28 protein-coding genes are annotated in these 26,442 nt (G+C 67.1%); 19 read left to right on the top strand and 9 right to left on the bottom strand.

Annotated features, from left to right (window positions below; translation table 11 throughout):
- Nucleotides 1-13 precede the first annotated feature (13 nt).
- The 4 genes from IBX22_RS15165 to IBX22_RS15150 form a co-directional block, all read right to left on the bottom strand.
- Nucleotides 14-955 carry a hexose kinase gene (locus tag IBX22_RS15165; RefSeq protein ID WP_309234627.1) on the bottom strand — a complete coding sequence of 314 codons (942 nt, stop codon included), beginning with the start codon at nt 953-955 and terminating at the stop codon, nt 14-16.
- On the bottom strand, nt 952-2,112 hold the full coding sequence (locus IBX22_RS15160) for an N-acetylglucosamine-6-phosphate deacetylase (protein ID WP_194816214.1): 1,161 nt from the start codon (nt 2,110-2,112) through the stop codon (nt 952-954). The genes IBX22_RS15165 and IBX22_RS15160 overlap by 4 nt, the downstream gene beginning before the upstream one ends.
- A gap of 460 nt (nt 2,113-2,572) precedes the next feature.
- Nucleotides 2,573-3,511, bottom strand: coding sequence for an ROK family protein (locus tag IBX22_RS15155; protein ID WP_194816213.1), 939 nt, complete (start codon nt 3,509-3,511; stop codon nt 2,573-2,575).
- A gap of 116 nt (nt 3,512-3,627) precedes the next feature.
- Entirely contained in the window at nt 3,628-4,554 is a 927-nt protein-coding gene (locus IBX22_RS15150; protein WP_309234626.1) for a sugar isomerase, read from the bottom strand.
- Nucleotides 4,555-4,726: 172 nt separating this feature from the next.
- Between IBX22_RS15150 and IBX22_RS15145 the strand changes: the two genes are divergently transcribed.
- From IBX22_RS15145 to IBX22_RS15125, 5 genes are all read left to right on the top strand, one after another.
- On the top strand, nt 4,727-5,977 hold the full coding sequence (locus IBX22_RS15145) for an extracellular solute-binding protein (protein ID WP_309234625.1): 1,251 nt from the start codon (nt 4,727-4,729) through the stop codon (nt 5,975-5,977).
- A 92-nt stretch (nt 5,978-6,069) separates the two neighbouring features.
- Nucleotides 6,070-6,924, top strand: coding sequence for a carbohydrate ABC transporter permease (locus IBX22_RS15140; protein WP_228538822.1), 855 nt, complete (start codon nt 6,070-6,072; stop codon nt 6,922-6,924).
- A complete protein-coding gene (locus IBX22_RS15135) occupies nt 6,921-7,814 on the top strand; it encodes a carbohydrate ABC transporter permease (RefSeq protein WP_309234624.1) in 894 nt (297 codons plus the stop codon). Before IBX22_RS15140 ends, IBX22_RS15135 begins: the two co-directional genes overlap by 4 nt.
- A gap of 89 nt (nt 7,815-7,903) precedes the next feature.
- The gene (locus IBX22_RS15130) at nt 7,904-8,548 is read left to right on the top strand and encodes a TetR/AcrR family transcriptional regulator (RefSeq protein WP_194816210.1); all 645 of its coding nucleotides are present in this window, start codon (nt 7,904-7,906) and stop codon (nt 8,546-8,548) included.
- 88 nt (nt 8,549-8,636) lie between these two features.
- Nucleotides 8,637-9,428, top strand: a complete 792-nt coding sequence (locus IBX22_RS15125; RefSeq protein ID WP_194816209.1) for a DeoR/GlpR family DNA-binding transcription regulator — start codon at nt 8,637-8,639, stop codon at nt 9,426-9,428.
- Here IBX22_RS15125 and pnuC read toward each other — a convergent pair.
- A complete protein-coding gene (gene pnuC, locus IBX22_RS15120) occupies nt 9,425-10,090 on the bottom strand; it encodes a nicotinamide riboside transporter PnuC (protein WP_194816208.1) in 666 nt (221 codons plus the stop codon). The genes IBX22_RS15125 and pnuC overlap by 4 nt on opposite strands.
- A 118-nt stretch (nt 10,091-10,208) precedes the next feature.
- Here pnuC and IBX22_RS15115 point away from each other — a divergent pair, with 118 nt between their 5' ends.
- From IBX22_RS15115 to IBX22_RS15100, 4 genes are read left to right on the top strand one after another with little or no spacing between them, the layout of a single operon-like run.
- Entirely contained in the window at nt 10,209-11,027 is an 819-nt protein-coding gene (locus IBX22_RS15115; RefSeq protein WP_194816207.1) for an ABC transporter ATP-binding protein, read from the top strand.
- On the top strand, nt 11,024-11,806 hold the full coding sequence (locus IBX22_RS15110; RefSeq protein WP_194816206.1) for an ABC transporter permease: 783 nt from the start codon (nt 11,024-11,026) through the stop codon (nt 11,804-11,806). Before IBX22_RS15115 ends, IBX22_RS15110 begins: the two co-directional genes overlap by 4 nt.
- Nucleotides 11,803-12,600, top strand: coding sequence for an ABC transporter permease (locus tag IBX22_RS15105; protein ID WP_194816205.1), 798 nt, complete (start codon nt 11,803-11,805; stop codon nt 12,598-12,600). The genes IBX22_RS15110 and IBX22_RS15105 overlap by 4 nt, the downstream gene beginning before the upstream one ends.
- Before the next feature lie 54 nt (nt 12,601-12,654).
- Nucleotides 12,655-13,746 (top strand): ABC transporter substrate-binding protein, encoded by a 1,092-nt coding sequence (locus tag IBX22_RS15100; RefSeq protein WP_194816204.1) that lies wholly within the window; start codon nt 12,655-12,657, stop codon nt 13,744-13,746.
- On the opposite strand, the gene IBX22_RS15095 is transcribed toward IBX22_RS15100, so the two are convergent.
- Nucleotides 13,747-14,796 (bottom strand): XdhC family protein, encoded by a 1,050-nt coding sequence (locus IBX22_RS15095; protein WP_194816203.1) that lies wholly within the window; start codon nt 14,794-14,796, stop codon nt 13,747-13,749.
- A gap of 407 nt (nt 14,797-15,203) precedes the next feature.
- Here IBX22_RS15095 and uraD point away from each other — a divergent pair, with 407 nt between their 5' ends.
- From uraD to pucL, 3 genes are read left to right on the top strand one after another with little or no spacing between them, the layout of a single operon-like run.
- On the top strand, nt 15,204-15,704 hold the full coding sequence (gene uraD, locus IBX22_RS15090) for a 2-oxo-4-hydroxy-4-carboxy-5-ureidoimidazoline decarboxylase (RefSeq protein ID WP_194816202.1): 501 nt from the start codon (nt 15,204-15,206) through the stop codon (nt 15,702-15,704).
- Nucleotides 15,701-16,018: a hydroxyisourate hydrolase gene (gene uraH, locus IBX22_RS15085; protein WP_194816201.1), complete on the top strand. Its 318-nt coding sequence runs from the start codon at nt 15,701-15,703 to the stop codon at nt 16,016-16,018. The genes uraD and uraH overlap by 4 nt, the downstream gene beginning before the upstream one ends.
- 2 nt (nt 16,019-16,020) lie before the next feature.
- Complete coding sequence (pucL, locus tag IBX22_RS15080; RefSeq protein WP_194816200.1) at nt 16,021-16,926, top strand: factor-independent urate hydroxylase; 906 nt, start codon at nt 16,021-16,023, stop codon at nt 16,924-16,926.
- Between the two features lie 4 nt (nt 16,927-16,930).
- Here pucL and IBX22_RS15075 read toward each other — a convergent pair whose 3' ends face one another.
- Complete coding sequence (locus IBX22_RS15075; protein WP_194816199.1) at nt 16,931-17,548, bottom strand: TetR/AcrR family transcriptional regulator; 618 nt, start codon at nt 17,546-17,548, stop codon at nt 16,931-16,933.
- A 99-nt stretch (nt 17,549-17,647) separates the two neighbouring features.
- Here IBX22_RS15075 and IBX22_RS15070 point away from each other — a divergent pair, with 99 nt between their 5' ends.
- The 7 genes from IBX22_RS15070 (at nt 17,648) to IBX22_RS15040 (ending at nt 23,055) form a co-directional block, all read left to right on the top strand.
- The gene (locus tag IBX22_RS15070) at nt 17,648-18,721 is read left to right on the top strand and encodes an aldehyde reductase (protein WP_194816198.1); all 1,074 of its coding nucleotides are present in this window, start codon (nt 17,648-17,650) and stop codon (nt 18,719-18,721) included.
- An 11-nt stretch (nt 18,722-18,732) separates the two neighbouring features.
- A complete protein-coding gene (locus tag IBX22_RS15065) occupies nt 18,733-18,936 on the top strand; it encodes a hypothetical protein (RefSeq protein ID WP_194816197.1) in 204 nt (67 codons plus the stop codon).
- A gap of 205 nt (nt 18,937-19,141) precedes the next feature.
- Nucleotides 19,142-20,353 carry a DUF6986 family protein gene (locus tag IBX22_RS15060; protein ID WP_309234623.1) on the top strand — a complete coding sequence of 404 codons (1,212 nt, stop codon included), beginning with the start codon at nt 19,142-19,144 and terminating at the stop codon, nt 20,351-20,353.
- A 102-nt stretch (nt 20,354-20,455) separates the two neighbouring features.
- A complete protein-coding gene (alc, locus tag IBX22_RS15055; RefSeq protein WP_194816196.1) occupies nt 20,456-21,424 on the top strand; it encodes an allantoicase in 969 nt (322 codons plus the stop codon).
- Nucleotides 21,421-22,350, top strand: a complete 930-nt coding sequence (gene puuE / locus IBX22_RS15050) for an allantoinase PuuE (RefSeq protein WP_194816195.1) — start codon at nt 21,421-21,423, stop codon at nt 22,348-22,350. The genes alc and puuE overlap by 4 nt, the downstream gene beginning before the upstream one ends.
- Nucleotides 22,351-22,393: 43 nt before the next feature.
- Nucleotides 22,394-22,651: a hypothetical protein gene (locus tag IBX22_RS15045; RefSeq protein ID WP_194816194.1), complete on the top strand. Its 258-nt coding sequence runs from the start codon at nt 22,394-22,396 to the stop codon at nt 22,649-22,651.
- Nucleotides 22,648-23,055, top strand: a complete 408-nt coding sequence (locus IBX22_RS15040) for a hypothetical protein (RefSeq protein ID WP_194816193.1) — start codon at nt 22,648-22,650, stop codon at nt 23,053-23,055. The genes IBX22_RS15045 and IBX22_RS15040 overlap by 4 nt, the downstream gene beginning before the upstream one ends.
- Nucleotides 23,056-23,108: 53 nt before the next feature.
- Here IBX22_RS15040 and metE read toward each other — a convergent pair whose 3' ends face one another.
- Together metE and IBX22_RS15030 are read right to left on the bottom strand one after the other, a co-directional pair.
- A complete protein-coding gene (metE, locus tag IBX22_RS15035; RefSeq protein WP_194816192.1) occupies nt 23,109-25,415 on the bottom strand; it encodes a 5-methyltetrahydropteroyltriglutamate--homocysteine S-methyltransferase in 2,307 nt (768 codons plus the stop codon).
- A gap of 89 nt (nt 25,416-25,504) precedes the next feature.
- Nucleotides 25,505-26,377 (bottom strand): 3-hydroxybutyryl-CoA dehydrogenase, encoded by an 873-nt coding sequence (locus tag IBX22_RS15030; protein WP_194816191.1) that lies wholly within the window; start codon nt 26,375-26,377, stop codon nt 25,505-25,507.
- Nucleotides 26,378-26,442: the final 65 nt, after the last annotated feature.

Below are 26,442 nucleotides of genomic sequence, written 5' to 3'. Positions count from 1 at the left end.
GGCAGGCTCCTCGTTATGCGGTGGTGGTCTGGGTCAGCTTCTCCACGACGACGGTCGGGGCGATGCGGGTGCGCAGGCAGCGATCGATTTCGCCGGCTACGGGGATGACGACGGCGGCGGCGGAGGTGGCGACCGCGTTGACGAGGATGGCGGGCCAATCGGGCTCGCCGCGTTCGGACAGGGCCGCGATGACGGCGGCGGCAGCGGAATCGCCCGCGCCAGTGGGATTTCCGGCGAGTACCTCGGGTAGTTCGGCGACCCAGGCGCCCTCGGGGGTGATGGCGATCATGCCTTCGGCGCCGCGGGTGGCGATGATGGCGCGGACGCCGCGTTCCAGGAGGGGGCGAACCGCGTGCACGACCTCGGCGGGCGTGACGGGGACGAGGCCGGTGAGGCGCTCCAGCTCTTCGGTGTTGGGCATCAGGACGACGCCGGAGACCTCGGCGGACAGGCGCAACGCCTCGCCGTCGACATCGCAGATCGTCGGGATACCGGCTTCGACCGCGATGCGGGCGATTTCGGCGGGTAGGCCGGAATCGATCCCGCCGGGTAGGGAGCCGGAGATGACGAGGCCGTTGATGTCGGGCAGCAGGCCCGCCACCCGGATCGTGAGTTGTTCCGCAGCATGCGGGTTGGAGACGCGGGCGCCCGGTTCCCAGAGGGCGGTGGCGGTTCCGTCGTCGGATTCACTGATCACCACGGTGCGCCGCACCCAGGGCAGTGCGTGCACGAAGTCCACCGGCATCTCCAGCTCGGCCGCGGCGGCGAACGCGTGGTCCGCGAAACCCGTTGCCCGGGCGTACTTCCCGAGCTGGTTCAGCACTCTCGTGACATTGATGCCCTTGCCGCCGATGCGCTGCTCGACCGAGCGCACGCGGTGCGCCTGGCCGCGTTCGAACCGCTCCACGCGGTAGGTCATGTCGTAGGCGGGATTCATTGTCACGGTGAGGATCACGACAACCACTGTCCACGTCTGAGCACCCGGCGCAAGTGCAGATTGTCATCGGCTATGACCAAGTCGGCGAACTGCCGTGTTCGCAGGTCACCGACCTCGGTCAGCCCGACCGCCGCGGCCGGGACGGCGGACGCGGCGCAAACCGCGTCCCGCAGCGGCACACCGCATTCCGTGACGGCCCACGACACGCATCGCAGCAGGGTGGATGTCCCCCCGGCGATCGATCCGCTCGGTACCCGGGCGATGCCCTCGACCACGCGCACGGACTGCGGCCCGAGCCGATACTCGCCGTCCGGCATGCCCGCGGCCTGCATCGCGTCTGTGATCAACGCCACACGGCGCGGCGCGGCAGCGAAAACCAGTGCGGCGAAGCCGGAATCGACATGAACGGCGTCGCCGATCAGCTCGACCACCGCGTCGCCGGCGGCCGCGGCCGCCAGCGCGGCGGCCACCGGACCGGCCGACCTGTGATGCAGGGTGGGCATGCCGTTGGCGAGGTGCGTGACGAGATCGCCGAACCCATTCGGCCGCAAAGCTTCCCGGAACGCTCCGAAATCGCTGTCGGTGTGGCCGAGCGCGACAATGACGCCGTGTTCGGAAAGCAGTTGCGCCACTTTCGCGTATCCGGGCAGCTCCGGCGCGATAGTCATCACGCGAAGATGCCCACCAGCGGCTGCTATCAGCTGCTCGGTCAGCTGCGGGTCGGGATCGCACAGGAACCGAGGGTCCTGCGCCCCGCATCGCGCTACAGCGAGAAACGGCCCCTCGGCATGAATTCCGCCGATCAGACCCTCGTCCGCCAGCTCCCGCAACACCGCCGTCTGCGCAACCATGTCCGCCGCAGCCCCGGTGACCACGCTCGCCAAAACCGTTGTCGATCCACGCGAATGATGAAATTCCGCCGCGGCCCGCGCCTCCCCGGCATCGACGGTGTCGAACCGATGTCCGAACCCGCCATGATTGTGGATGTCGACCAGGCCGGGCAGTACCGTTCCCTCGAACGCAGGCTCGGGCGAATCCATTTGGGCAGCACGCCATTCGACAAACGGCTGTACCGCTACGATCCGGTCCCCGGCGATGCTCACCACACCGTCGTCCAGCATGTGTGAGGCCGAGACCACCCGCCCTCGCACCTCGAACATGCGCGCCGGCGTCATGCGCCGCCCCCACGGTTTCTCGATGTCACGTTGCTGCGCTGTGCCTTACTGATGTCGGCCCACTGTGCCAGCGTCGGGTCTGGCCCACCGGTGGCGGGGATACGCGTCGCCCGATTTGCCGCTGGGCCGCCCTGCCGCGCTGAGTCCCGCCTCGAGTAGCTCGGCGCACTATGCCAACGTCGGTTCTGGCCCACCGGTGGAGGGGATACGAGTCGCGCAATTTGCAACTGCGCCCACTGCCGTACTGCGGCGCCCCGCCCTATAGAGGTCGGTCCACTAGGTCGGGTCCCGCACACCGGCGGCAGGTATGCAGATCGTGCAATTCGCGGCTGGAATGGGCGATTTCGGCTGGTTCCGGGCGAATACTGCACGGTGTGCATACCCTGCCTCGCAGGGCGGGGCGTGCTGAAGCGCGAGCGAACGTTGTGGGGCCAGCTGGACCGGTGGATGTTGCGGCGGTTCATGCGAGCTCTCCATGGCGGGCGAACAGGGCGGCGCCCGCCAATCCGGCGCGGGCGCCGAACTCGCCGAGCACTACGGCCGGCGCGGGGACTAGGCGGAGACGCTCGATTAGTGCCTGGTGTAGCGGGTCGGTCAGGGCCGCGCCTGCGCCTGCGAGGCCGCCGCCGAGGATGATCAGCTCGGGACAGGTGGCATGGATGAGGCCCACCAAGCCGTCGGCGAGGGCGTCGACGGCGTCGGCGAGGACCGCCTTGGCGTCGGTGTCGGTATCTCGGAGCGTGAAAATCTCTGCTGCGCTGGCGGTTCGGCCCGTCCGGACCGTATAGGCACGGGCAATGGAAGCGCCCGACGCGACCGTCTCGACGCAGCCGATATTGCCGCAGGCGCAAGGTAATCCGTTGTCGTGGCGGACCGAGATGTGGCCGTACTCGCCGGTTTGGCCGATGCCGCCGCGGACCAATCTGCCGCCGACGGAGAGGGTTCCACTGATGCCGGTGCCCAGGATGACCACGCACACGTCGTCGTGCCCGCGGCCCGCGCCGAACCGCCATTCGGCCCAACCCGCTACGGCGACATCGTGTTCGATCAGCACCGGCATCCGCCAGCGTGAGCTGAATCGATCACCGATGTGCACATCTCGCCAGCCGACATTGGCGCTGAATATGGCGATGGAACGGGCGATATCGATGATGCCCGGCAGCACCACCGACGCGCGGGCCACTTGCGCACGCTGCTCGGCGGTCAGCTCGGCGAGCAGCTGGTCACCCAGCACGCCCATGGTCTCGAAAGCTGCTTCACCCTGGGGAGTTTCGAGGACACCGGAGGCCAGCACGCCACCGGCGGAATCTGTGACCTCGCCTTTCATGGTGGTCCCGCCGACGTCCAGTGCGAGCACCAGCGCGTCGTCGGGCACCGCGGCAGCGGCTGTGGTCGGCATGTCGGTGACCCTAGCGGCCGGGGCGTCCGAGGCGGCCGTTCCGGTCGCAGGCGTCTGGGTCCCGGCCGAAATCGCGCCGGGACGCTGGGGTGATGCCGGTCCGGCGGCGCGTCCGTTCACTGCTCGAGAATGATCGAGCGGTTCAGGTTGCGCGGGTGGTCGGCGTCGAGGCCGAGGTCGGCGGCGCGCAGCAGGCAGAGCTGTTGCACGCGAACCAGATCCGCCATCGGGTCGATATCGCGATGCTCGAGATGTGCGCCTGTCACGGCGACATCCTCGGTGAAACCGGGTTCCAGCGGGCCGAAGGCCCACACCGCGCGACCGGGGGCGGCGATGCTGATCGGCCCGTGCCGGTATTCGGTGGCGAGGTAGCCCTCGGTCCAGGCCTGGCAGGATTCACGCAGTTTCAACCCCGCCTCGTCGGCGAGGGCGGCGGCGAAACCCATACCGACGAAGCTGATCTGCTCGGCACGGCGCACGGAAGCCAGTGACTCCGCCGGGTCCTCGGCGAGCACTTCGCGGGCCTGCGCGATGACCGGGGCGAGGTCCTCGCCGAGGTGCCAGCGCAGGATTGCCAGCGTCGTGGTCGCGAATCGTGTTTGCACCACCGACTTTTCGTCGACCTCGTCGATGAGGATGGCGTCGCCCAGGTCGAGTACGGGGGTGCCGGGGCTGCTGCAGATGACGGTGCGCGGAATGTGTGCTGGGATCTGCTCCATCGCACGCACCACCTCGGTGGTGGTGCCGGAGCGGCAGATGAACAGGTAGCGGTCGTATTCGCGGCCGAGGCGGAGCTGGCTGGCGGGCCAGGCGTCGGTCAGGCCCTGACCGGCTGCTTCGCGCAGGGCGGCGATGGCGCGGGACATGAACAGGGAGGTGCCGCAGCCGACCACGGCGACGCGTTCGCCGGGTTGCGGCAGGACGGCGTGGTGTTTTGCGGCGGTGGCGGCGGCCCGCGCCCAGTCGTCAGGCTGGGTCGAGACCTCGGCCTCGAGGTGGGTGGCGGGGGTGGGGCCTGCGGAGGTGTGAGCGGAGGTCGGCACCTCACCAGAATCACCCCGGTGATCGTTCATGTCAACTTTACATTCAAATCAGTCACATACGATCACCGATAGCGCTACATTGTCCGCAAGACGGTGGGTTGCTCCCATCATCGGCGGGTCCGGCCTGTGCCGGGTGCAAAATTGCTGTGCTTTTTCAAGAAAGGTTCTGCTCGTGAAAAGAACATTCCGCGGATTGCTCGCGGGAATCGCGATGTCCACCGGCGTCGCCCTGGCCGTCTCATCCTGCGGTTTCGGCGGTGACGACAAGGCCGATTCCGACACCACGATCAACTTCCTGGCTCCCACCTACAGCGACGGCGCGACCGGTACGAAAGCGCTGTGGGACGGCATCATCGCCGAGTTCAAGAAGAAGCACCCCGACGTCACGGTGAACTTGCAGATGGAGTCCTGGGACACCATCAACGACGTGATCCGGACCAAGTTGCAGGACAAGTCGACCACCCCGGACCTGCTGAACGTGGACGCCTACGCCAGCTTCGCCGGTGACGGCATGCTGTTCCCGGCTTCCGAAATTGCCTCTCCGGCAACGCTGTCCGACATCCAGCCGGGCTTCGCCAAGAACGCCTCGCTGAACGGCACGCAGTTCGCGCTGCCGTTGTTCGCCTCCACCCGCACCCTGTTCTACAACACCGAACTGTTCCAGCGCGCCGGCATCGCGAATCCGCCGAAGACCTGGGACGAGTTGACCGAGGCCGCCAAGAAGGTGCAGGCGCTCGGCGACGGCGTGTCCGGTTACGGCCTACCCCTGGGCAGTGAGGAGGCCCAGGGTGAGACCTCGATCTGGACCTTCGGCGCGGGCGGCAAGTGGGCCGACGGCGACAAGGTCACGGTGGACACCCCGGCCAACCTGGAGGGCGTGAAGGCGATGCGCGCGCTCATCGATGCCGGTGTGACGCAACCGAACCCGGGCGCGACAGACCGCAAGGACGTGATCAACGCCTTCATCCAGGGCAAGATCGGCATGATCGAGGGCCTGCCGCCCACCATCGGCCAGATCCAGTCCAAGAACGCGGCCTTGAAGTACTCGACCGCGCCGTCGCCCACCAAGACCGGCCAGCCGGTCACCCTGGGCGTCGCCGATCACCTGATGGCGTTCAAGAAGGACGGCAAGAAGGCGGAGTCGATCAAGAAGTTCGTCGACTTCTTCTACACCGCCGATGTCTACTCCGGTTTCGTGCAGAAGGAAGGCTTCATCCCGATCACCAACAGCGGTGCGGCGAAGCTGGCCGCTGACCCGGTGACCAAGGCGTTCGCGGCGACCCTGCCGGTGGCGCAGTTCTACCCGAGCAACAACCCGAAGTGGGGTCCGGCGCAGGGTGCGATCCGGCAGCAGATGGGCACGATCGCGCAGGGCGCCGATCCGGCCGCGGTGTTGACCAAGATTCAGGACGCAGCGAAGTAGTCGTGGCGGTGGCGGTAGTTGTTCGGTGGGTGGAGGGCGTTTAAGTGGTTGTGAGTCAACGTAGTTCGAGGGCCAGGCAGACCTTGGGCGCATTGCCCTGGATCGGTCCGACCCTGGTGCTAATCATCGCGATCGTCGCCTTCCCGGTCGGCTACATGCTGTGGACGAGCACCCGGGACCTGAGCCAGTACGGCCAGGACCGGGGCTCGGCCGGGCTGGGCAACTACCGCGCCCTGTTCGAGATCGAGGAACTGGGCTCGGTGCTGCTGCACACCGTGGTCTGGGTGGTGGCGGTCGTCGGCATCACCCTGGTGCTGTCGGCGGCGCTGGCGCAATTCCTGAACAAGCAGTTCCCCGGCCGCACCGCGGTGCGGATGGCGATCCTGGTGCCGTGGGCGGCGTCGGTGGTGATGACCACGACGATCTTCTATTACATGCTCGATCCGGATGTCGGGATCGCGAACAGGTTCCTCGTCGACATCGGAATACTGGATCGCGGTTACGGATTCACCAAGCAGCCGATGCAGGCGTTCATCGTCGCCATCGTGGTGGGCGTGTTCGTCTCGATACCGTTCACCACCTACACGATTCTGGCTGGGCTGCAGGGCATTCCGGCCGAGATCGTGGAGGCGGGCCGGGTCGACGGCGCGAGTCCGTGGCAGCGCTACTGGCATCTGCTGCTGCCGCAACTGCGTCCGGCCATCGCGGTGGCCACCATCATCAACATCATCAACGCGTTCAATTCCCTGCCGATCCTGAAGGTGCTCACCGGCAGCATCGCGGGTTTCGGCGCGGACACCACAACAACCTTGACCTTCAAGCTGATTCAGCAGAACCAGCAGCTGGATACGGCCGCCGCGATGAGCGTGCTGAACTTCGTGCTGATCATGGCGATCATCGCGATCTACGTGAAGGTGATCAAGCCGACGCGGGAGGTCGACGCGTGACGAACTCAGTGACCGAAAAGCCGGTGGCCCAGGTGATTTCACCGGCGCCGCCCGTGGTCTCGAAGCCTGCGCGCCGGCGCTGGGGCCTGACGGTGATCGGCATCGTCATCGCCGCGGTGTTCCTGCTGCCGTTCGTGGTGATGGTGCTCGGCTCGTTGAAGAGCGCGGCCGAAATGCTGCGCATCCCGCCGACATATCTGCCCGAGTCCTGGCATCCGGACAACTACGCCACCATGTGGGACACCCCCGAGACGCCGCTGCCGTTCAATCTCGCGAGCACCGTCATCATCTCGGTGTTCGCCACCGTGCTGGTGCTCGTGGTGGCCATTCCCGCCGCGTATTACACAGCGCGACGGCGCTTTCCGGGCCGCGCGGTCTTCCTCGGCCTGGTGCTGATCACCCAGATGATGCAGCCGACGGTGCTGGTGACCGGCCTGATCCGGGAGTTCTTCACCCTCGGCATCAACGACACCTGGCTGGCCATGATCCTGGTGAACGCCGCGTTCAACCTGTCCTTCGCGGTGTGGATCCTGCACAGCTTCTTCGCCTCGGTGCCGGTGGAAATCGAAGAGGCCGCGCAGCTGGACGGGCTCAGCCGCTGGCAGATCCTCACCAAAGTCAGTCTGCCGCTGGTGTGGCCGGGCATCGTCACCGCGACCATCTTCACCGTGGTGGCCTGCTGGAACGAATTCGCCGCCAGCCTGGTGGTATTGACCACGCCGGAGAACCAGCCGCTGTCGGTGGCGCTCACCAAGTTCGTCGGCCAGTACGACACCGCATGGCATTACGTGTTCGCCATCTCCACCGTCGGCATCATTCCGGTGGTCATCCTGTTCGCGCTCATCGAGAAGCGACTCGTTGCCGGGCTCACCGCCGGCAGCGTGAAGTGATCGAGATATGTTGCCGCGCAACGGAGTGGGTGCGGTCAACTGCTTGTCCGCACCCCTGTCAGGCCCGGTCCGCGCGGTAAACTCGATGCGTGGCCGGGGACCCGAGGGGTGGACGCAACTACGCTGGACTGTCCAAGGAACAGCGGGTGGCCCAGCGCCGGACCAGGCTGATCGATGCCGCCCTCGAACTGTTCGGCACCCGGGGATACGCGACCACTCCCATCGAACGGTTGTGCACTGTCGCGAACGTGTCCACGCGCAGCTTCTACGAAGATATGGGCAGTCGCGAAGCCCTGCTGATCGCGCTGGCGAATCGGATCTCCTCGTCCGCGGTCGACCAGGCGATAGCCTCGCTCACCCGCAATCGCGGGGCGGCACTGGCGGTCCGGGTGATCGACGCCTTCCGCTCCTATCTCGCCGTGACCTGCGCGAATCAGCGCTCGGCCCGGGTGCTCTACGTCGAAGTGGTCGGGGTCAGCCCGGCGGTCGAGCAGTGGCGCCGGGAACAGCGGCGGCTACTGGCCTCCCTGCTGGTCGGCGAGGCCCGGCGCGCGGTCGAACGCGGCGAGATCAAGTCCCGGCGCTTCGATCTGTTCGCGCTGGCGGTGATCGGATCGGTCCATGCGCTGGCCCAGGAGCTGGTGCAGACCACCGTGCCGGACGCGTCGATCTCGCTCGACGAAATCTGCGAGGAGGTAGCGTTTTTCGTCAACTGCGGCCTCTGCCCGCACTGAGCCCGTTGCCTCGCGCGGGCGGCGCCGCCGCGTGTGGTCAGATTGTTTCCGTGGAACAGGAGATGCCAGTGCGTCGGAGCGGAACGCGATGACCGGGCCGATCGACCGCTCCCAGCGCTGGAACCGACTGCTGGAGTTGCTGTCGGAGACCGGGCGGCTGTCCGTGGAAGAGGCCGCCGAGCGGCTGGGCGTGTCCCCGGCCACCGTGCGCCGCGACTTCACCGCGCTCGCCGAACAGCAGCTGGCCACCCGCACCCATGGCGGCGTGGTCGCCACGTCCGTCGCCTACGACCTGCCCGCCCGCTACCGGCAGACCGGCGGCGAAGCCAAACAGCGCATCGCCGAACACGCCGCGGGGCTGGTCGAGCCGTCCTCGGTGGTCGGCATCAACGGCGGCACCACGACCACCGCGGTGGCCCGCGCGCTCGCCGGCCGCACCGACCTCGCCGAGGCCGGTGGTGATCAGCTCACCATCGTCACCAATGCGCTGAACATCGCGGGGGAGATGGTGCTCCGGCCGCACCTGCGCACGATCTGTCTCGGTGGTGTCGCGCGGCGGGAATCCTATGAACTGCACGGGCCGCTGGCCGAGCGCGCGCTGGCCGAATTGCGGTTGGATTCCTTGATTCTCGGTGTCAACGCGATCACCGCCGACGGCGGCGCGCAATGCCGCCACATCGACGAGGCGGGCGTCACCACCGAAATGGTGCGCCGCTCCCGGCAGGTCCTGGTCGTGGCGACCGCCGACAAGCTGGAGCGCACCGCGCTGGCTCGCATCTGCGGCATCGACCAGATCGATGTGCTGGTCACCGACACCGACGCCAACCCCGCGGTCGTGGCCGAAATCCGTGCCGCGGGTGTCCGGGTGGACTTGGTCTAGCCGGACTGCACGGGCTGCGCCGGGCGGAGCGAGCGGGCCCAGACACTGAAACCCCAGGCGACGAAACCGGCGTAGACGATGTAGAGGAAGGCCGAGGGGTAATAGCCCGCCTTCAGCAGCAGCGGCACACCGACGATGTCGACCGCGATCCAGATCAACCAGAATTCCGCCCAGCCGCGCGCCATGCCGTAGGTGGCCAGCACCGATCCGGTGAAGATCCAGGCCTCGGCCCACGGACCGTAGGAGCCGAGCCACTCGAACAGCTGCGAGAAGACGATCGTGCCGAGCAGCATGGCCAGCACCAGGAATCCGCGTTCCCGGGCCGTGGCCCAGCGCGGATCGACGCCCCGATGCTCCAGTCCGGTTTCGCGGGAATGGCGGTACCACTGATACCAGCCGAACACGCTGACCGCGACGAACATCAGCTGCCGCCCGGCCTGCCCCGCCATGTTCAGCTGCTGCGGCGTATTGAAGATGCCGCCGACGAACACCGTGAACAGCAGCGCGTTACCGGCGATACCGACCGGCCAGGCCCACACCCGCCGCCGCATCCCGCCGACCGCCGAGGCCAGCCCGAACCCGTTGCCGATGACCTCACGCCACAGAATCTCCGAGCCCGCGATATGCAGTTTGGCGTCGAGTAGCGCGTATATCGGGTTCACCAGAGGTACAACTACCAGCCGCACCGAACCCTTCCGGCAGCGCCTGGCGTAACGCTCACGCAATCTGGCGGCGCGATCGGCAATATCCGTGCAACGGGTCCCTTCTAGGGTGACCGGCATGAGCACGGAGATCGGCCCCGATTTACAGCAGGCCCCGGGAGGCACCGGGATTCATATCAGCGGATTGACGAAATCCTTCCGGGTCGGCCGCGAAACCGTGCAGGCGCTGGACTCGGTCGATCTGCATACCGATCAGGGGGCCTTCCTGTCGCTGCTGGGACCGTCGGGTTGCGGTAAGTCGACCGTGCTGCGGATCCTGGCGGGCCTGGAGCAGCCGACCGCGGGCAAAGCGCTGATCGACGGGCTGACTCCGGCGCAGTTGGTCGGCCGCCATGAACTGGGCATCGCCTTCCAGGATTCGGCGCTCTTGCCCTGGCGCTCGGTGGAATCCAACATCAAGCTGCCGTTGCAGGTCGCGGGGCTGAAACCGGATCCGGACCAGATCGCGGACCTGGTGCGACTGGTCGGCCTCGAGGGATTCGAGAAGGCGAAACCGGCGCAGCTGTCCGGCGGTATGCGCCAACGGGTTTCGATCGCCCGTGCCCTGGTGGTGAAGCCGACCGTGTTGCTGCTCGACGAACCCTTCGGCGCCCTCGACGACATGACGCGCCAGAAACTCAACCTGGAACTGCTGCGGATCTGGACCGAAAAGCCCGCCACCACACTGATGGTCACGCACGGCATCGCCGAAGCGGTGTTCCTGTCCGACGTCGTCGCCGTGATGAGCCCGCGTCCCGGCCGGGTGCTGGAACTGGTCGAGATCGACCTGCCCCGCCCGCGACTCCCGGAGATGATGCGGACCCCCGAGTTCCACAAGTTGCACGACTACCTCTCCGAGCTCCTGTTCGGCACCTCCGGCAAGGGTGGTGTCGCATGATCGCGCGCAACCGATTTCGCGATCCGCGGTCCGGCTTCGCATGGGGCGGATTGCTCGGTGTGGCAGCGCTGGTCGGTGTGTGGTGGATCGTCGCGGCGATGGGCGTCGCGGGCGGCACCATTCCCAGTCCATGGCGTGTGCTGTACACCATGTACACCGATGGGTGGAGCTTCTACGGACCCAATTTCGAGATCACCGCGCTCGGCGCGCTGCAAGGCTTCGTGTGGGGCAATGCCCTCGCGATCGGGCTGGCAATCCTGATCATGTTGATCCCGCCGATCGAGTCTTTGGCCACCCAGCTGGCCATTCTCAGCTACTGCACACCGCTGCTCGCGCTCGGCCCGATCATCCTGGTGGTGTTCGGCGGACGCACTCCGACGGTGTTTCTCGCGGCGATGTACTGCTTCTTCACGACGATGGTCGGCACGGTTACGGGCTTGCGTTCGGCAGACCGGACCAGTCTCGATCTGGTGCGCGCCTACGGCGGCGGCCGCTGGCAGCAGCTCTACCGGGTGCAGTTGATCTCGGCACTGCCGAATACCTTCGCCGCCTTGAAGATTGCCGCGCCGTCCGCGGTGCTCGGCGCGATCCTCGGGGAGTATCTCGGCGGCGTGGACAGCGGCATCGGTGTTGCTCTGACCGCCGCGCAGACCGCGTACAACGTGCCCCGCACCTGGGGCATGGCGCTGGCGGCGGCCGCGCTGGCCGGGCTCGGCTATCTCGTCGTCGCGCTGGTGGCCAGGCTGGTCGCCCCGTGGACCGCGCAGGAGGCCCGATGAACGCGCTGCGCAGGATCGGGCGATTCCTGTTCCCGCTGCTCACCTCCATGCTGTTGATGTTCGTCATCTGGTCCGTCTTCCTGAAGGCGTTCCCTCAGGTCGGGCCCCGGGTGGGGAAGTCGCCGAGCGACATCTGGCGGTACCTGGTCACCGCGCCCGGCGCGGCGAACGCACGGCGGGTGATCGGCGACGAACTGCAGATCACGTTGCGGGACGCGGGAATCGGGTTCGCCGTCGGCATGACGGTGGCCCTGGTCGCGGCAGCGTTGTTCGTCTCCTTCGCGACCGTCGAACAGACCTTCATGCCGGTGGCCCTGATCCTGCGGTCGGTGCCGCTGGTGGCGCTGACCCCGATCATCGTGCTGATCTTCGGCCGGGGGCTGGGTGGGGTGACGGTGATGGCGGCGATCGTGGTCCTGTTCCCGGCGCTGGTGATGATCATGGCCGGGTTGCGCGACGCGCCCCGGCAGGCCATGGATGTGGTTGCCGCATATGGGGGCTCGCGCTGGACAGGTCTGCGCATGGTCGCGCTGCCGGCCGCGCTGCCGTCGGTGTTCGCGGCGGCGCGAATCTCGGTGCCGGGCGCGCTGATCGGCGCGTTGATCGGGGAATGGCTGGGCAGCGGAACAGGTCTCGGGGCCGGGATCATCCGGGCTATTCCGACCTTCCAGTACAACAAGCTGTGGGCCTCGATCGTGATCGTCACCATCGTGTCGGTGGTGCTGTACGCCATCGTCGGCGTGATCGAGAACCTGGTCCTGGCGCGCTTCGGCCCCGAGGCCGGACGACGCTGACGTCTGGAACCTGACAGTAAACTGATGGAAACGGAATCGACCTAGATTCAGCCCATGAACCCCGTGCAACGTTCTTCGTTCGGGACGGCTCTGAATCGTCGCTCCTTCCTTCGTTATTCCGCGCTGACCGGCGCCGCCCTCGGGGGCGCCGGACTGCTCGCCGCCTGCGGTGCCGACACCGCCGACGCCCCGGGCGGCAGCACGCCCGACGGCTCCAAGCACGGGTCCGTCGCCATCCAGTTGTCCTGGATCAAGAACATCGAGTTCGCCGGCGAGTACTTCGCCGACCAGAAGGGCTATTTCAAAGAGGCCGGGTTCGGTTCGGTGAACCTGGTAGCGGGTGGCGCGGCGGCTACCTCGGTGGAGGCGGGCCTGGATACCGGCAAGGTGTGGCTGGGCCTGTCCGCGCCGCAGACCACCGCGCCCGCCATCCTGGCGGGCCTGCCCGCCAAGATCGTCGCCACCACCTTCCAGAAGAACCCGTTCTGCATCGTCAGCTCCGCGGGCAAGCCGATCAGGTCGCCTCAGGAGATGAAGGGCCGCCGCATCGGTGTGCAGGACACCAACCAGCTGATCTTCAGCGCGCTGCTCGCCGCGAATGGCATGCAGCCCAGCGATGTCACGATCGTGCCGGCGCAGTACGACCCGACCCCGCTGGCCAACGGTGAGGTGGACGGCTGGGTCAGCTACGTCACCAATGAACCGATCACCCTGGCCGCCAAAGGTTTCGCGAACGCCAACTTCCTGTTCGCCGACTTCAACTTGCCGCTGGTGGCGGAGACGCTGACGGTCAAGCAGTCCACCATCGACAACGAGCGCGACAAATTGAAGGCGTTCCTGGCCGCCGAGATCAAGGGCTGGAAAGACGCGGTGGCCAGTCCGGCGGAATCCGCGCGTCTGGCGGTCGAGATCTACGGCAAGGACCAGAAACTCGATCTCGCCGAGCAGACGAAAGAGGCTACGGCGCAGAACGATCTGGTGGTCTCGGCCGACACCGCGGCCAACGGGTTGCTCACCATGACCGAGCAGCTGATCGAGCAGAACATCGCCGCACTGCGGTCGGCGAAGATCGACATCAAGGCCGATCAGCTGTTCGACATGTCGGTGTTGCGTGAGGTGTACGCGGAGAACCCGGGACTGAAGTAGTCACAGGGCCGTGATGAACGCCTGCTCCGCGGTGTCGAACGCGCGTTGGTCGGTGGGTGGCGCGGTGCGCGGTGATCGGCTCTGGCCGGTGCGGCCCGAGCGAGCGGCCAGCAGTTCGGCGGCGATGGACAGTGCTATCTCACCGGCGGTGCGGGCGCCCAGATCAAGCCCGGCGGGTGAATGCATGGTGGCCAGGGTCTGCTCGTCGAAACCGCCGGCGCGCAGGTCTTCCATGCGGCGGGTGTGTGCGGCGTAAGTGCCTGCTGCCGCGAGGTAACCCAGCTCGGGTAGCCGCAAAGCGACGGTGAGCAAAGGGATTTCGAATTTCGGGTCGCCGGAAAGGACGACTATGGCTGTGCTGGAATCGATTTCGCCCGCCGCGGAGAGGGTATTCAAGTACCGGTGCGGCCAATCCACCACGACGTCGGCGCCCGGGAAAGCCTCGGGGGTCGCGTAGGTCTCGCGGGAATCGCAGATGGTCACCCGGTACCCGAGTAGTCGGGCCTGGGTGGTGAGCGCGGCGGCGGTCGCGTTGGCGCCGAAGACGATCAGCCGCGGCGGCGGCGCGAAGGAGACCACGAACAGGTCCGAATCCGGCAGCGCCACCAGTTCGGTGTTGTGCCGCTTGTCGGTGATCAGGTGCTGGCCGATCAGGTCCGGGTCCGGATTCCACACCACGGTGAACAGGGTGACCCGTCGGTGCGCCGCGATTTCGGCTGCGATAGTGGGGAATTCGGGAAAGTCACGCCGGGAGAAGGGTTCCACGAAGACATCGACCATGCCGCCGGTGCTGGAGCCGGTCTCGCTCGCGGGCACACCGAAACGGTGCATTCCGCGGGCTCCGGTCCGGGCGGCCTCGACGGCGGCCTGGTGCACGGTGTGCTCGACCGTGCCGCCGAGCATCGAGCCGTAGACGGCGCCGTTGGCATCCACCAGCAGGGCGGTTCCGACGGTCAGCGGCCCGGATCCGACGGTCCGAACGATGGTGGCCAAGCCCCCGGTCCGGCCGGAATGCCACACCCGCAAAAGGTCATCGACGATGTCGCGCACTGTCTAGCTCCGATCCACCCATGCGTCCGCTGCCGGGAAATCACGATCGATTCCCCGTCGCCAAATCGTCGCACGTGACGCACACCATATCTGCTCGAGCGACCGAATAGGTGCGCGCCCCTGAATCTCCTGCCGTTTCGGAGGATATGGAGGTCCAGTGATTGTGCGCGAGCACAATGAGCCGCCCAGATGTGTTGTGCGACACAGCTCGGGAGAGCGCACCGCCGGTGCCGCGCGCTCGGGCGCGGTCCGGAGAGTGGGATGCGGCCATGCGCCACACGGTAGTCCGAGAGCCATTTCCGGGGGGTTACCGAGAGCCGACCTTAACGGGATATTTCGAAACACACCGGATGTGATCTAGCGCCTGTCGGCTAGCGAACGGGCGGGCCGTAATCGATGCTGGACCGATGGCAGACGAGAGTGGTCTCGCGGGGTTGAACGCGCTGCCCGAGCCGGCGGCGACGCAGGCATTGCTTGCCTGTTGCTCCGCGCCGGAATGGGCCCGGGCCATTGTCGCCGCCCGGCCATTCGGGAACGAGGAGGAATTGTTCGCGGCCGCCGATGCGGCTTTGGCGGAATTGCCGGAATCGGAGATCGATCAGGCGCTCGCGGGGCATCCGCGAATCGGCGCGCGGCCGGATTCCGCCGCGTCGGCGCGGGAACAGGCCGGAGTCGCCGGGGCAGCGGATACGGTGCATATGGCGCTGGCCGAGGGCAATCGGGCATACGAGGAGAAATTCGGCCACATCTATCTGGTGTGCGCGACCGGTAAGTCCGGCGCGGAATTGCTCGACATTCTGACCACCCGGCTCGGTAACGATCCGGCGACCGAAAGGCAGGTCATGCGAACAGAATTGGCGAAGATCAACCGGATCCGGTTGGCGCGGTTGCTGGGCGGTGCCGCATGAGTACGTTGAGCACGCATGTGCTGGACGCGGTGCGCGGTGTTCCGGCCGCCGGGGTCGGCGTCGCGCTGCACGCCGGTCCGGACCAGCTCGATTCGGCGACCACCGACTCCGACGGGCGCATCGGCAAGCTGGGTTCGGACCTGCCGCCGGGCACCTACCGGCTGGTGTTCGACACCGGCGCCTACTTCGCCGCACTGCAGGTGGACGCCTTCTTCCCGGAAGTCACCATCGCCTTCGTCGTCACCGAGGAGCGGCACTATCACGTACCGCTGCTGCTGTCGCCGTTCGCGTTCTCCACCTATCGAGGGAGCTGACCATGGAACTGACCGGCCCGATCGTGCTGTCCGACAACCGATACGGCAAGGCCGAGAACCGGGTGGTCCGGGTGTACCGGGACAGCTCACGCCACGAGATCCGCGACGTGAACGTCTCCACGGTGCTGCGCGGCGACTTCGCCGCGGCCTACACCGCCGGCGAGCAGTCGAAGGTGCTGCCCACCGACACCCAGAAGCAGACCGCCTACGCGTTCGCGAAAATCGCTGGGCTGCAGCCGATCGAGGACTACGGGCTGGCTTTGGCGCGGCATCTCGTGGACCGGACCGAACCGGTGCACAGTGCCCGCGTCGAAATCGAAGAGTATGCCTGGCAGCGGGTCTCGGTCGACGGCACTCCGCACGATCACACCTGGACCCGGCTGGGTCCGGAGGTGCGCACGGCGACGATCACGGTGGCGGGCAAGGGCGATCAGCAGCGGGCCTGGGTCATCGGCGGCGTCAAGGATCTGGTGATCCTGAAGTCCACCGGATCCGAGTTCGCCGATTTCCTGGTCGACGAATTCACCGTCCTGGAGCCGACCTCCGACCGCATGCTGGCGACTTCGCTGGTCGCCCAATGGCGTTTCGCGACCACCGCGGGCGTCGACTGGGATGCCGCCTACACCGGCATCCGGCAGCGCATGGTCGAGGTCTTCGCGACGCAGCACTCGAAAGCGTTGCAGCAGACGCTCTTCGAGATGGGCAAGGCCGCGCTGGAGGCCTATCCGTTCCTCGCCGAGGTTCGGCTCGCCGCCCCGAACAAGCACCACTTCGATTACGACCTGGGCCGTTTCGGCATCGAGAACAAGGGCGAGGTCTACCACGCCGCCGACCGGCCCTACGGTCTCATCCACGCGACCGTCGCCCGTGGCGACGCCCCCGACCCGGGACCCGCCTGGGTGGCGTGAGCGACTATGTCGTGGTGCCGCGCGTCAATCCCGTGCAGGCCTGAATGATGTTCTCCACCAGATCCGATGCGGTGGTGTTCATCAGCCCTGCCCGTTTCTCGAGCTGACCGTCCAGCCACAGCGAGGCCAGTCCGTGCGCGATGCCCCACCAGGCGACCGACACGGTGTCCGCCCGCTCCACGGGGATCAGCCCGGCCGCCACGCAGTCGCCGACCGCCTCGGCCAGCACGTCGAAGGCGGCCTCGCCCGCGACCGCGGCATCAGGGTGCTTCTCGGGCTGGGAGAGCTCCGGGCGGAACATTAGCCGGAAGTATGCGGGTTGCTCGCGGGCGAACCGCACATAGGTTTCGGCCAGTGCGGTCAGCGCCGTCAGTGGCGCGTCCGCTGCCGCGCGCGCGGCGGTCAGCTCGGCTCCGAGTCGCTGAAAGCCGTTGGCGGATAACGCCGCCAATAGGGCCGCTCGATCTGCGAAGTGGTGGTAGGGCGCGCCGGTGCTGACGCCCGCCTCCCGGGCCACCCGGCGCAGGCTCACCGCCGCGATGCCCTCGGTCTCGATCAGGCGCAGGCAGGCGTCCATCAGCGCGTCGCGCAGCGCGCCGTGGTGGTAGCTGGTCCGCGTCACCAGGCGAGCCTAGGCGACGAGCTCTGGACGATCAATCTAAACAGTGCTTAAATGATCTGAGCGGCGCTCAGATGGCGGCCGCGAGATTGGACGGACATCATGAGCACACGTGTATTAGTCACCGGCGCAACGGGATTCGTCGCCGGTTATGTCATCGGCGAACTACTGGAACACGGCTACGCGGTCCGTGCGACGGTGCGCGACCTGAACGCGACGGGGAAGCGGGCGCACCTGGCCGAGGCGGCCGAGCGCATCGGGGGCGACCTGGAATTCGTCGCGGCCGACTTGGACCGCGAAACTGGTTGGGAAGCGGCGGTTTCCGGCTGCGAAGCCGTCTTCCACGTCGCCTCGCCGTTTCCGGCCACACTGCCGGACGACGAGAACGAACTGATCACCACGGCGGTCGAGGGCACCCTGCGGGTGCTGCGCGCGGCCGCCGCGAGCGGAACCGTGCGCCGGGTGGTCCTCACCTCGTCGATCGCGGCCATCGCGCACGGCCATGCCGACCACGACGCGGTCCGCACCGAGGCGGATTGGTCGGTGGTGGCCAAGTGCGCGCCGTACCAGAAGAGCAAGACCCTCGCCGAACGCGCTGCCTGGGATTACGTCGAATCCCTGCCCGCCGATCAGCGCTTCGAACTCGTCGTGGTGAACCCGGGAATGGTGCTGGGCCCCGTGCGATCGGCGGCCACCAGCACCTCGCACGAACCGATCCGCAGGCTGCTCGCGGGCACGGACCCGGGGTCGCCCCGGGTGGGCTGGGCCGTGGTGGACGTGCGCGATCTGGCGGTGGTGCACCGCCTGGCCAGGGAGGTCCCCGCGGCGGCGGGCAACCGCTACGTGGCCGCGGGCGAACACGTCTGGATGCAAGATATGGGCCGCGTGCTCGCCGCGGAATTCGGCCCGCGCGGCTACAAGGTGCCGACCCGGGCACTGCCGAACCTGCTGGTGCGCACGATCGCCCTGTTCGACAAGGGCGTTCGCCTGACCCTGCCGATGCTGGGCGTAAGAGAACAGCTCAGCTCGGAGAAGGCGCACCGCGAACTGGGCTGGACCATGCGACCGGTCCGCGAATCGATCCTCGACACCGCGGAAAGCCTGGTCCAGTACGGAGTTGTTGGCCCCAAAGGCCGGGTCGACCGACCGGTTGCCGTGAATTCGCCTAGCGCATAAGGAGTTCCGAAATGTTGATAGCGACGATAATCGTCAGCACGATCGCGTTCGTCCGCCGTTGGCGGAGCCGGCGGTCCGGCCCGGAGTCCGCCGCGCCGCCGCGGCGGTCACGGCGTGAATTCGATACTCGTCTCCGCCGCCTGGCGCCGGTGCTGTCCGGTGCGGCGGCGCTGGCACTACTCGGCATCGGCGGCGGCGTGCTCGTGCAGTGCTGAACGCTCCCAGCCGCTGGTCGGCCGCTGCCCAGCGCGGAGCCGGGGGAGGTGCGGGCGGCGGCCGGAATCGTACCGGCGACCAGGTGTGAGACGGGCCGCTCCCACATGCGTGAAGGCCATCCGGAATGCTTACGTAGTACGGCCGGGTCGGTCGCCGCTGACGGTGGACCGGATCCGGCGCGCAATGTGAGAAGGAGAGCATAGGGTGACGTCCACGCGGTTGCCGGAGAATGTCCGGGCCAGGATCGAGGCGATGCTCGATTCCGTCGACGCCGAACTGCATGCCCATTACCCCGGCCCAACCAGCCGTGACCAGCCGATTCACACGGCTTACGTCGGCGCTGATCGGGCGACCGTCGAGACGCCGAAGGAATGGGGCGCGGCCGCTGTCGAGTTGCTCGATAGCCAGCAGGCATTGCTGTCCGAGCTCGACGCCACCGGCTCCCTGGCCGCCGTGCGGACCCGGCTGGAGCAGGAACCGATCCAGGACATGCGGATCGATTTCGAGGACGGCTACGGCTTCCGTGACGACGCCGAGGAGGACGCGGCGGCGACCAACGCGGGGGCTGTGCTGGCCGCCTGGGGGAACGAAGGCGCGCCCGGCAGCTTCGGCATCCGGATGAAGGGTCTCGCGGGCAACGAGCGCCGCCGCGCCCTGCGCACCCTCGAACTGGTGCTGGACAGCATGGGCGGAGTGCCCGAAGGGTTCGTGTTCACAGTCCCGAAGATCCGGTCCGCCGGGCAGGCGACCGCGCTCGCGGCCATGTGCGAAGGCATCGAGCGGGGCTCCGGCCTGGCCGAGGGCACGCTGCGGTTCGAGCTGCAGATCGAGAGCCCGCAGGCGATCATCGCCGCCGACGGCACCGCGCCGATCGCCAAGATGATCGCCGCCTCCGGGCACCGGTGCAGCGCCCTGCACTTCGGCACCTACGACTACACCGCCGCGTGCGGCGTCGCGGCCACCGATCAGGCCCTCGACCACCCGGCCGCCGATTTCGCCAAGTCGGTGATGCAGGTGGCGGCGGCCCAGACCGGCGTGTGGATCTGCGACGGATCCACCCAGATCGTGCCGGACGGCGACCCGGAATTCGCCATCCGCAACCATCATCGGCTGGTCGGCCGGGCCCTGACCCGCGGCTACTACCAGGGCTGGGACATGCATCCGGCGCATCTGGCGACCCGCTGGCTGGCCACCTACGACTTCTTCCGCAAGGCCATCGACGTGGCCGTGCCGCGCCTGGAGGCCTACCTGGACCGCCGCTCCGGCGGCGTCATGGACGAACCGGCCACGGCCGAAGCCCTCGCCGCCACCGTCCTGCGCGGCCTGAGCTGCGGCGCCCGCACCGCCGCGGAACTCCCACCCCAACTGACCCTCGAGGTGCTACGCGCTCTAGTAGCACGCCAGCCCCTCTCCTGAGTATGCAGATCGTGCAGTTTGTCTTCGAAAGTGGCTGATATCGACCACAACTCGCGAAAACCGCACGATCTGCCTACATCGCACCGCACCCCGGAAGGCACGATGAGCGAACTATCCGACTTCACCCTCCTACCGGATCTCGCGGTCCGGCCGCTCGGTGGCTCGGTGATCTGGGCCAACGACGAATTCTTCGCGGAGAAGGAGAATTTGATCAACCCGGGCCCCGCCGACTACCGCCCGTCGACATTCGGGCACAAGGGACAGGTCTACGACGGCTGGGAAACTCGCAGGCACCGCGGCAAACCCGGCGATGACAGCGCCATCATCCGGCTCGGCGTGCCGGGGGTCATCCGGGGCGTCGTCGTCGACACCGCCTGGTTCAAGGGCAATTTTCCGCCCGCGATCTCGTTGTCCGCTCTGGAGATCGACGGCTACCCGCCCGCCGAGGAGATCGCCGGGCGCGACGATTGGGTAACCCTGATCGATCGCGGTGCGGTCGCGGGGGACAGCGGCAACCCGTTCCGAATCGACAGCGAAAGTCGCTGGACCCACGTCAAACTCACCATGCACCCTGACGGCGGCGTAGCCCGTCTCCGCGTACACGGCGAGGGCCGCCCCGACCAGAAGCTGTTCGGCCTCGGCCCGCTCGACCTGGCTGCCCTCGAAAACGGCGCCCTGGTCCTGGACTGCTCGAACCGCTTCTACAGCGAACCGAACCAGATGCTCTATCCCGGCCTGGCCAGGGAAATGGGTGACGGCTGGGAAACCGCTCGTCGCCGCGACGACGGAAATGACTGGGTGCGAATCCGTTTGGCGGGCCCCGGCTTGGTCAGGCTCGCAGAGATCGACACCTCCTACTTCCTCGGCAACAGTCCGGGCGCGGCAAAACTGACGGGCACGACCGCCGACGGCACCGAGGTGGAGTTGTTGCCGCGCACCGAATTACAGCCCGACACCCGGCACCGCTTCGCGATCGCGCCGATGGCGGCTTCGGTCGAAGAGGTCCGCCTGGACGTTTACCCTGACGGCGGCCTCGCCCGTCTGCGTCTGTTCGGGGAGCTGGGCGCATGAGCGACCATTTGTACGGTCCGGCACGGGATTTCATCGGCTACGGCAAGAACACACCCGACCCGCAATGGCCGGACGGTGCCCGCATCGCCGTCCAATTCGTCCTGAACTACGAAGAGGGCGGCGAGAACAACGTTCTCGACGGCGACGAGCACTCCGAGACCTTCCTCTCGGAAATGACTCCGGCCGTGGCCTTCCCGAACCGCCACCTGAGCATGGAATCGATCTACGAGTACGGTTCCCGGGCCGGCCTGTGGCGCATCCTGCGCCTGTTCGAACGCCGCGGCCTGCCCCTCACCATCTTCGCGGTCGCCCAGGCGATGCAGCGAAACCCGGAGGCGGTAGCGGCTTTCCGCGAACTCGGCCACGAAATCGCCAGTCACGGCCTGCGCTGGAAGTCCTACCAGCTCAGCGACGTGGAGACCGAACGCGCGCACATGGCCGAAGCGGTACGCATCCTGACCGAGCTGACCGGATCGGCCCCACTGGGCTGGTACACCGGGCGTGACTCCCCGCGCACCCGCGACCTGGTCGTCGAACACGGCGGCTTCGTCTACGACTCGGACTCCTACGCCGACGACCTCCCGTACTGGGTCAAGGTGCACGACCAGAACCACCTGGTCGTCCCGTACACCCTCGACACCAACGACATGCGCTTCGCCTCTCCGGCCGGATTCCCCACGGGCGAACAGTTTTTCGCCCACCTCCGCGACGCCTTCGACGTCCTCTACCGCGAGGGATCCGAAGGCAGCCCGAAGATGCTCTCGATCGGCCTGCACTGCCGCATCGTCGGCCGCCCCGCCCGCCTGGCCTCCCTCGAGCGCTTCCTCGACCACATCCAGTCCCACGACAAGGTCTGGATCACCCGCCGCATCGACATCGCGAACCACTGGCGCGAGGTCCACCCCCCGGCTCAGAAGCAGGCCTGAAATTCGAACTGCCTACCAAGATCCTGTCGGGTAATCTTCCAGCATGCAGAAACGGACTTCGATCAACGTCTCGACCGAAACGCGTGACCTGCTCGCCGCACTTGCCGGCAAGGATAAGACCCTGGATGCGATGATCCGGAAGCTCATCGACGAGCATCAGGCCAGGAGAACTCGCGAGCGCCTGGCTTGGGAAGCCAGACTGGCCAGGGCGAAGGAGGACACCGAGGCGTGGGAACGCGGGCAGCGGATTGGTAAGCGCCTAGGCGATCTGCTTGACCAGCGGGAGGCCGCCAAGAGGTGATCGGCTACGTACTGGACGAAAGCCTGCTCCACCACTACGCCTTCGGCGATAACGTCGCCGTCGGCGCGATCGCCGCCCTCGATTCGAGGAGTTATCGACTCTGCGTGCCTGCAGTCACGTTGGTATACGCGCAGGCTGGGCTGTCGGCAGATCAATGCGCCGAGCTCAACGGCGTCATAGCCAATCTAGACAGCATGGCTATCGCTGACCTCGGTGATATTTGGCACATCACTGATATGGCGGGGGTACTTGCCGAGATGGGAAGGGATAGCGCCGCCTCGGCTGCGCATGTCGTTGCGGTCGCCAAGCGTCTGGAATGGCCGATTCTTACCTGTGACCGGTCCAGCTGGCACGAACTCGAGCACGGACGGCTCGAGATCATCGAAGTCGCTGACGGAGACTGAAATGCAAAGGCCGCCTTCCCCTTTCGGGAAAGGCGGCCTTTGTGTTCGGTGCTTTACTTTTCGGTGGCCAGTGCCCGGCGGCGCACCCGGCGCGCGGCCGCGACCATGTTGCGCAGCGACGGTTCCAGCTGCCAGTAGTGGCGGGTCTTGAGGCCGCCGTCCGGGTTGGCCCAGAGCCGTTCCGGCGTAACGGCTTTCGCCGCCGCTGTGAGCAGTTCATCCAGCTCGTCGATGTCCGGGATGCGCGCCGAACGGCTTTCGTAGACGCCCGGGCCGACGCCGTGGCTCAGGCCGTGGCCCGAAGCGCAGTCCTCGGTGAGGGCTTTGAGCACCCATTCGATGGAGCGGGTCGCGACGATCGCGGTGACGTCGCAGTCCAGTTCCTCGATCGCCTCCACCACTTCGGAGCGGCCGGAATAGGAGATGTGGGTGTGGATTTGGGTCTCCGGCTTGACGCCCGAGGTCGCCAGCCGGAACGCGCCGACCGCCCAGCGCAGAAACTCCGCCCGCCCTTCCGGACGCAGCGGCAGCAACTCGCGGATCGCGGGCTCGTCCACCTGGATGATCGCGATACCGGCGCGCTCCAGATCCACCACTTCGTCGCGGATGGCGAGCGCCACCTGGTCGGCGGTCTCGTACAGCGGCTGGTCCTGCCGCACGAACGAGCGCGCCACCATGGTGACCGGGCCGGTGACCATGCCCTTGACCGGCTTGTCGGTCAGCGACTGGGCGTAGGTGATCCAGTCCACCGACATCGCCGCGGGCCGCGAGACGTCGCCGTAGATGATCGGCGGTCGCACACAACGGGATCCGTACACCTGCACCCAGCCGAAGCGGGTGGTCGCGAAGCCGTCGAGCAGCTCGGCGAAGTACTGGATCATGTCGTTGCGTTCGTGCTCGCCGTGCACCAGCACGTCCAGGCCGATGTCCTCCTGCAACCGGATGGTGGCCTCGATCTCGGCCTCGATCCGCTTGCGGTACTCCTCGTAGGAAAGCCGGCCCTCGCTCAATTCGTAACGGGCCTGGCGGATCCGGTTGGTCTGCGGGAACGAGCCCAGCGTGGTCGCGGGCACGGGCGGCAGATTCAGCTTGGCCTGCTGCGCTTCCCGGCGCACCTCGTACGGTTCGCGCTCGCGCATCTCCGGCGTGACCGCGTAAACCCGTTGCCGCACCGCGTGCTTCTGCTTGAAGTGCACCTCGGTGGGCCGCTTGCGCCACTTGTCCGAGGGGCCCTCGGTCAGCGCCTTGGCGAGCGAAACCACCTCGCCCACTTTTTGTTTCGCGAACGCCAGCCGGTCGGCGACATTGCCCTCGATGTCGTATTCGACGAGCAGGTCGTAGGGCACGTGCAGCAGCGTGGTGCCGGTGGAGACCACCAGATCCGGGCACACCTGCGCCAAAGCGTTCAGGTATTCCAGCGTCACGTAGCGGTCGGCCCGCCACACGTTCTTGCCGCTGATCACGCCCGCGTACAGGCGCTTGCGGCGGATGCCGGGGATCGCGGCCAGCTCTTCGGGCTGGATCCGGTAGCTGGACAGGTCCAGGCCGATCGCCTCGACATGGGTCTGCGCCAGAATCCGCAGCGCCTCACCGAAATCGCCGTACTGGCCGGTGACCAGGATGCGCGGGCGCAGCGGCGCCTTGGATAGTCGCTGGTAGGCCTTCTCGAACGCGGCCAGCTCGGCGGCGCTGCGCTCGCTGGTGAAGGACGGCTCGTCCAGCTGCACACAGGTGGCGCCGCGCTTGGCCAGGATCTCGAAGAGCTCCTCGTACACCGGCAGCAGCTTGTCCAGCAGGCTCAGCGTGTCGAATTCCGCCTCGCCGGGCACGTGGCCGGCCTTCGACAGCAGCAGCAGCGACACCGGGCCCAGCATGACCGGGCGCAGCTCGATGCCCTTGGCCTTGGCCCGGTCGAACTCGTCCAGCAGGGCCTCGGCGTGCAGCGAGAACGCGGTGTCGGGGTCCAGCTCGGGCTGACGGTAGTGGTAGTTGGTGTTGACGAACCGGACCAGCTCCAGCGGCGGCAGGTCGGGCCGGCCCCGCGCCATCAGGAAGTAGAAGTCCAGCGGATCCATCACATCCTGGTAGGCACGGAAGCGCTCCGGGACCGCGCCGAACATGAGCGCGTTGTCGAGGATGTGGTCGTAGAAGGAGAAGGTGTTGCCGGGCACCTGGGTCAGGCCGGTGGCGGCCAGCTCACTGAACTGGCTCTCCTGGATTTCACGGCCGACTTCGAGGAGTTCCTCGCGCGGGATCGCACCGCGCCAATAGGCCTCGAGTGCCCGCTTGAGTTCTCGGTGCGATCCGATCCTCGGGTAGCCGAGAATGCTGGATCCGTAGCCGTCGGTCACGTTCACCATGAGCGCTGCTCCCTTTCGATGCCTGTGCGGCGCCCACTACTGAGAATGGACGCCGCACAATATTGCGCTTGGGTTGCCGAAATCAGGTATCAGGCGCGGTTGTACTGGTAGAAGCCGGCGCCGGTCTTCTTGCCGAGCAGCCCGGCTTCGACCATACGCATCAGCAGCGGCGGCGCGGAGTACAGCGGCTCCTTGAATTCCTGGTACATCGAATCGGCGATCGACTTGACGGTGTCCAGACCCACCAGGTCGGTCAGCGCCAGCGGGCCCATCGGGTGGGCACAACCCAGCACCATGGCCTTATCGACGTCTTCCTTGGTGGCGAAACCGGACTCCACCATGCGGATCGCGGAGAGCAGGTACGGCACCAGCAGCGCATTGACCACGAAGCCGGAGCGGTCGGCGGAGCGCACGCACTGCTTGCCGAGGACCTCGGCGGCGAACTGCTCGGCGCGCTCGGACACCGACGCGCTGGTCTTGAGCGTGGTGACCAGCTCGACCAGCGGCAGCACCGGCACCGGGTTGAAGAAGTGCATGCCGACCACGCGCTCGGGGTTCGCGGTGGCGACGGCGATCTTCATGATCGGGATGGAGGAGGTGTTGGAGGCCAGCACCGCGTTCGGGTCGGTGACGACCTTGTCCAGCTCGGCGAAGATCGAGGTCTTGACCTCTTCGCTCTCCAGCACGGCCTCGACGACCAGCTGACGGTCGGCGAAGTCGCTCAGATCGGAGGTGAAGCGCAGCCGCCAGGCGGCCTGCTCACGCTCGCGCTCGGTGATCTTGCCGCTGCTGACGCCGCGGTCCAGGGACCGCAGGATGCGGGCGCGACCGGCGGCCGCGAGCTCCCGGGTCTGTTCGTAGACGAGCACGTCGACATGCGCCCGGGCGCACACCTCCGCGATTCCGGCACCCATCTGTCCGGCGCCGATGATGCCGACGCGCTGAATCTTCTCGCTGCTCACGTCCCGCTCCTGCTGGGTTTGGTTCTGCTATGGGGTGGCTTTTGGCTACATCGAACTTATAGGGA

The sequence above is a fragment of the Nocardia sp. XZ_19_385 genome, assembly GCF_015355755.1.
GTDB lineage: Bacteria > Actinomycetota > Actinomycetes > Mycobacteriales > Mycobacteriaceae > Nocardia.
The sequence above is the reverse complement of the archived record's forward strand: the minus strand, read 5'-3'. Positions and strand labels throughout refer to the sequence as shown.

What these genes read in the sequence shown, in the direction of transcription:
- IBX22_RS15065 (WP_194816197.1), top strand. Translation starts at nt 18,733, where the DNA reads ATGTTGATAGCGACGATAATCGTCAGCACGATCGCGTTCGTCCGCCGT.
- puuE (WP_194816195.1), top strand. Translation starts at nt 21,421, where the DNA reads ATGAGCGACCATTTGTACGGTCCGGCACGGGATTTCATCGGCTACGGC.
- uraH (WP_194816201.1), top strand. Translation starts at nt 15,701, where the DNA reads ATGAGTACGTTGAGCACGCATGTGCTGGACGCGGTGCGCGGTGTTCCG.
- uraD (WP_194816202.1), top strand. Translation starts at nt 15,204, where the DNA reads ATGGCAGACGAGAGTGGTCTCGCGGGGTTGAACGCGCTGCCCGAGCCG.
- IBX22_RS15160 (WP_194816214.1), bottom strand. Translation starts at nt 2,112, where the DNA reads ATGACGCCGGCGCGCATGTTCGAGGTGCGAGGGCGGGTGGTCTCGGCC.
- IBX22_RS15070 (WP_194816198.1), top strand. Translation starts at nt 17,648, where the DNA reads ATGAGCACACGTGTATTAGTCACCGGCGCAACGGGATTCGTCGCCGGT.
- metE (WP_194816192.1), bottom strand. Translation starts at nt 25,415, where the DNA reads ATGGTGAACGTGACCGACGGCTACGGATCCAGCATTCTCGGCTACCCG.
- alc (WP_194816196.1), top strand. Translation starts at nt 20,456, where the DNA reads ATGAGCGAACTATCCGACTTCACCCTCCTACCGGATCTCGCGGTCCGG.
- IBX22_RS15100 (WP_194816204.1), top strand. Translation starts at nt 12,655, where the DNA reads ATGAACCCCGTGCAACGTTCTTCGTTCGGGACGGCTCTGAATCGTCGC.
- IBX22_RS15155 (WP_194816213.1), bottom strand. Translation starts at nt 3,511, where the DNA reads ATGCCGACCACAGCCGCTGCCGCGGTGCCCGACGACGCGCTGGTGCTC.
- IBX22_RS15110 (WP_194816206.1), top strand. Translation starts at nt 11,024, where the DNA reads ATGATCGCGCGCAACCGATTTCGCGATCCGCGGTCCGGCTTCGCATGG.
- pucL (WP_194816200.1), top strand. Translation starts at nt 16,021, where the DNA reads ATGGAACTGACCGGCCCGATCGTGCTGTCCGACAACCGATACGGCAAG.
- IBX22_RS15045 (WP_194816194.1), top strand. Translation starts at nt 22,394, where the DNA reads ATGCAGAAACGGACTTCGATCAACGTCTCGACCGAAACGCGTGACCTG.
- IBX22_RS15105 (WP_194816205.1), top strand. Translation starts at nt 11,803, where the DNA reads ATGAACGCGCTGCGCAGGATCGGGCGATTCCTGTTCCCGCTGCTCACC.
- IBX22_RS15115 (WP_194816207.1), top strand. Translation starts at nt 10,209, where the DNA reads ATGAGCACGGAGATCGGCCCCGATTTACAGCAGGCCCCGGGAGGCACC.
- IBX22_RS15125 (WP_194816209.1), top strand. Translation starts at nt 8,637, where the DNA reads ATGACCGGGCCGATCGACCGCTCCCAGCGCTGGAACCGACTGCTGGAG.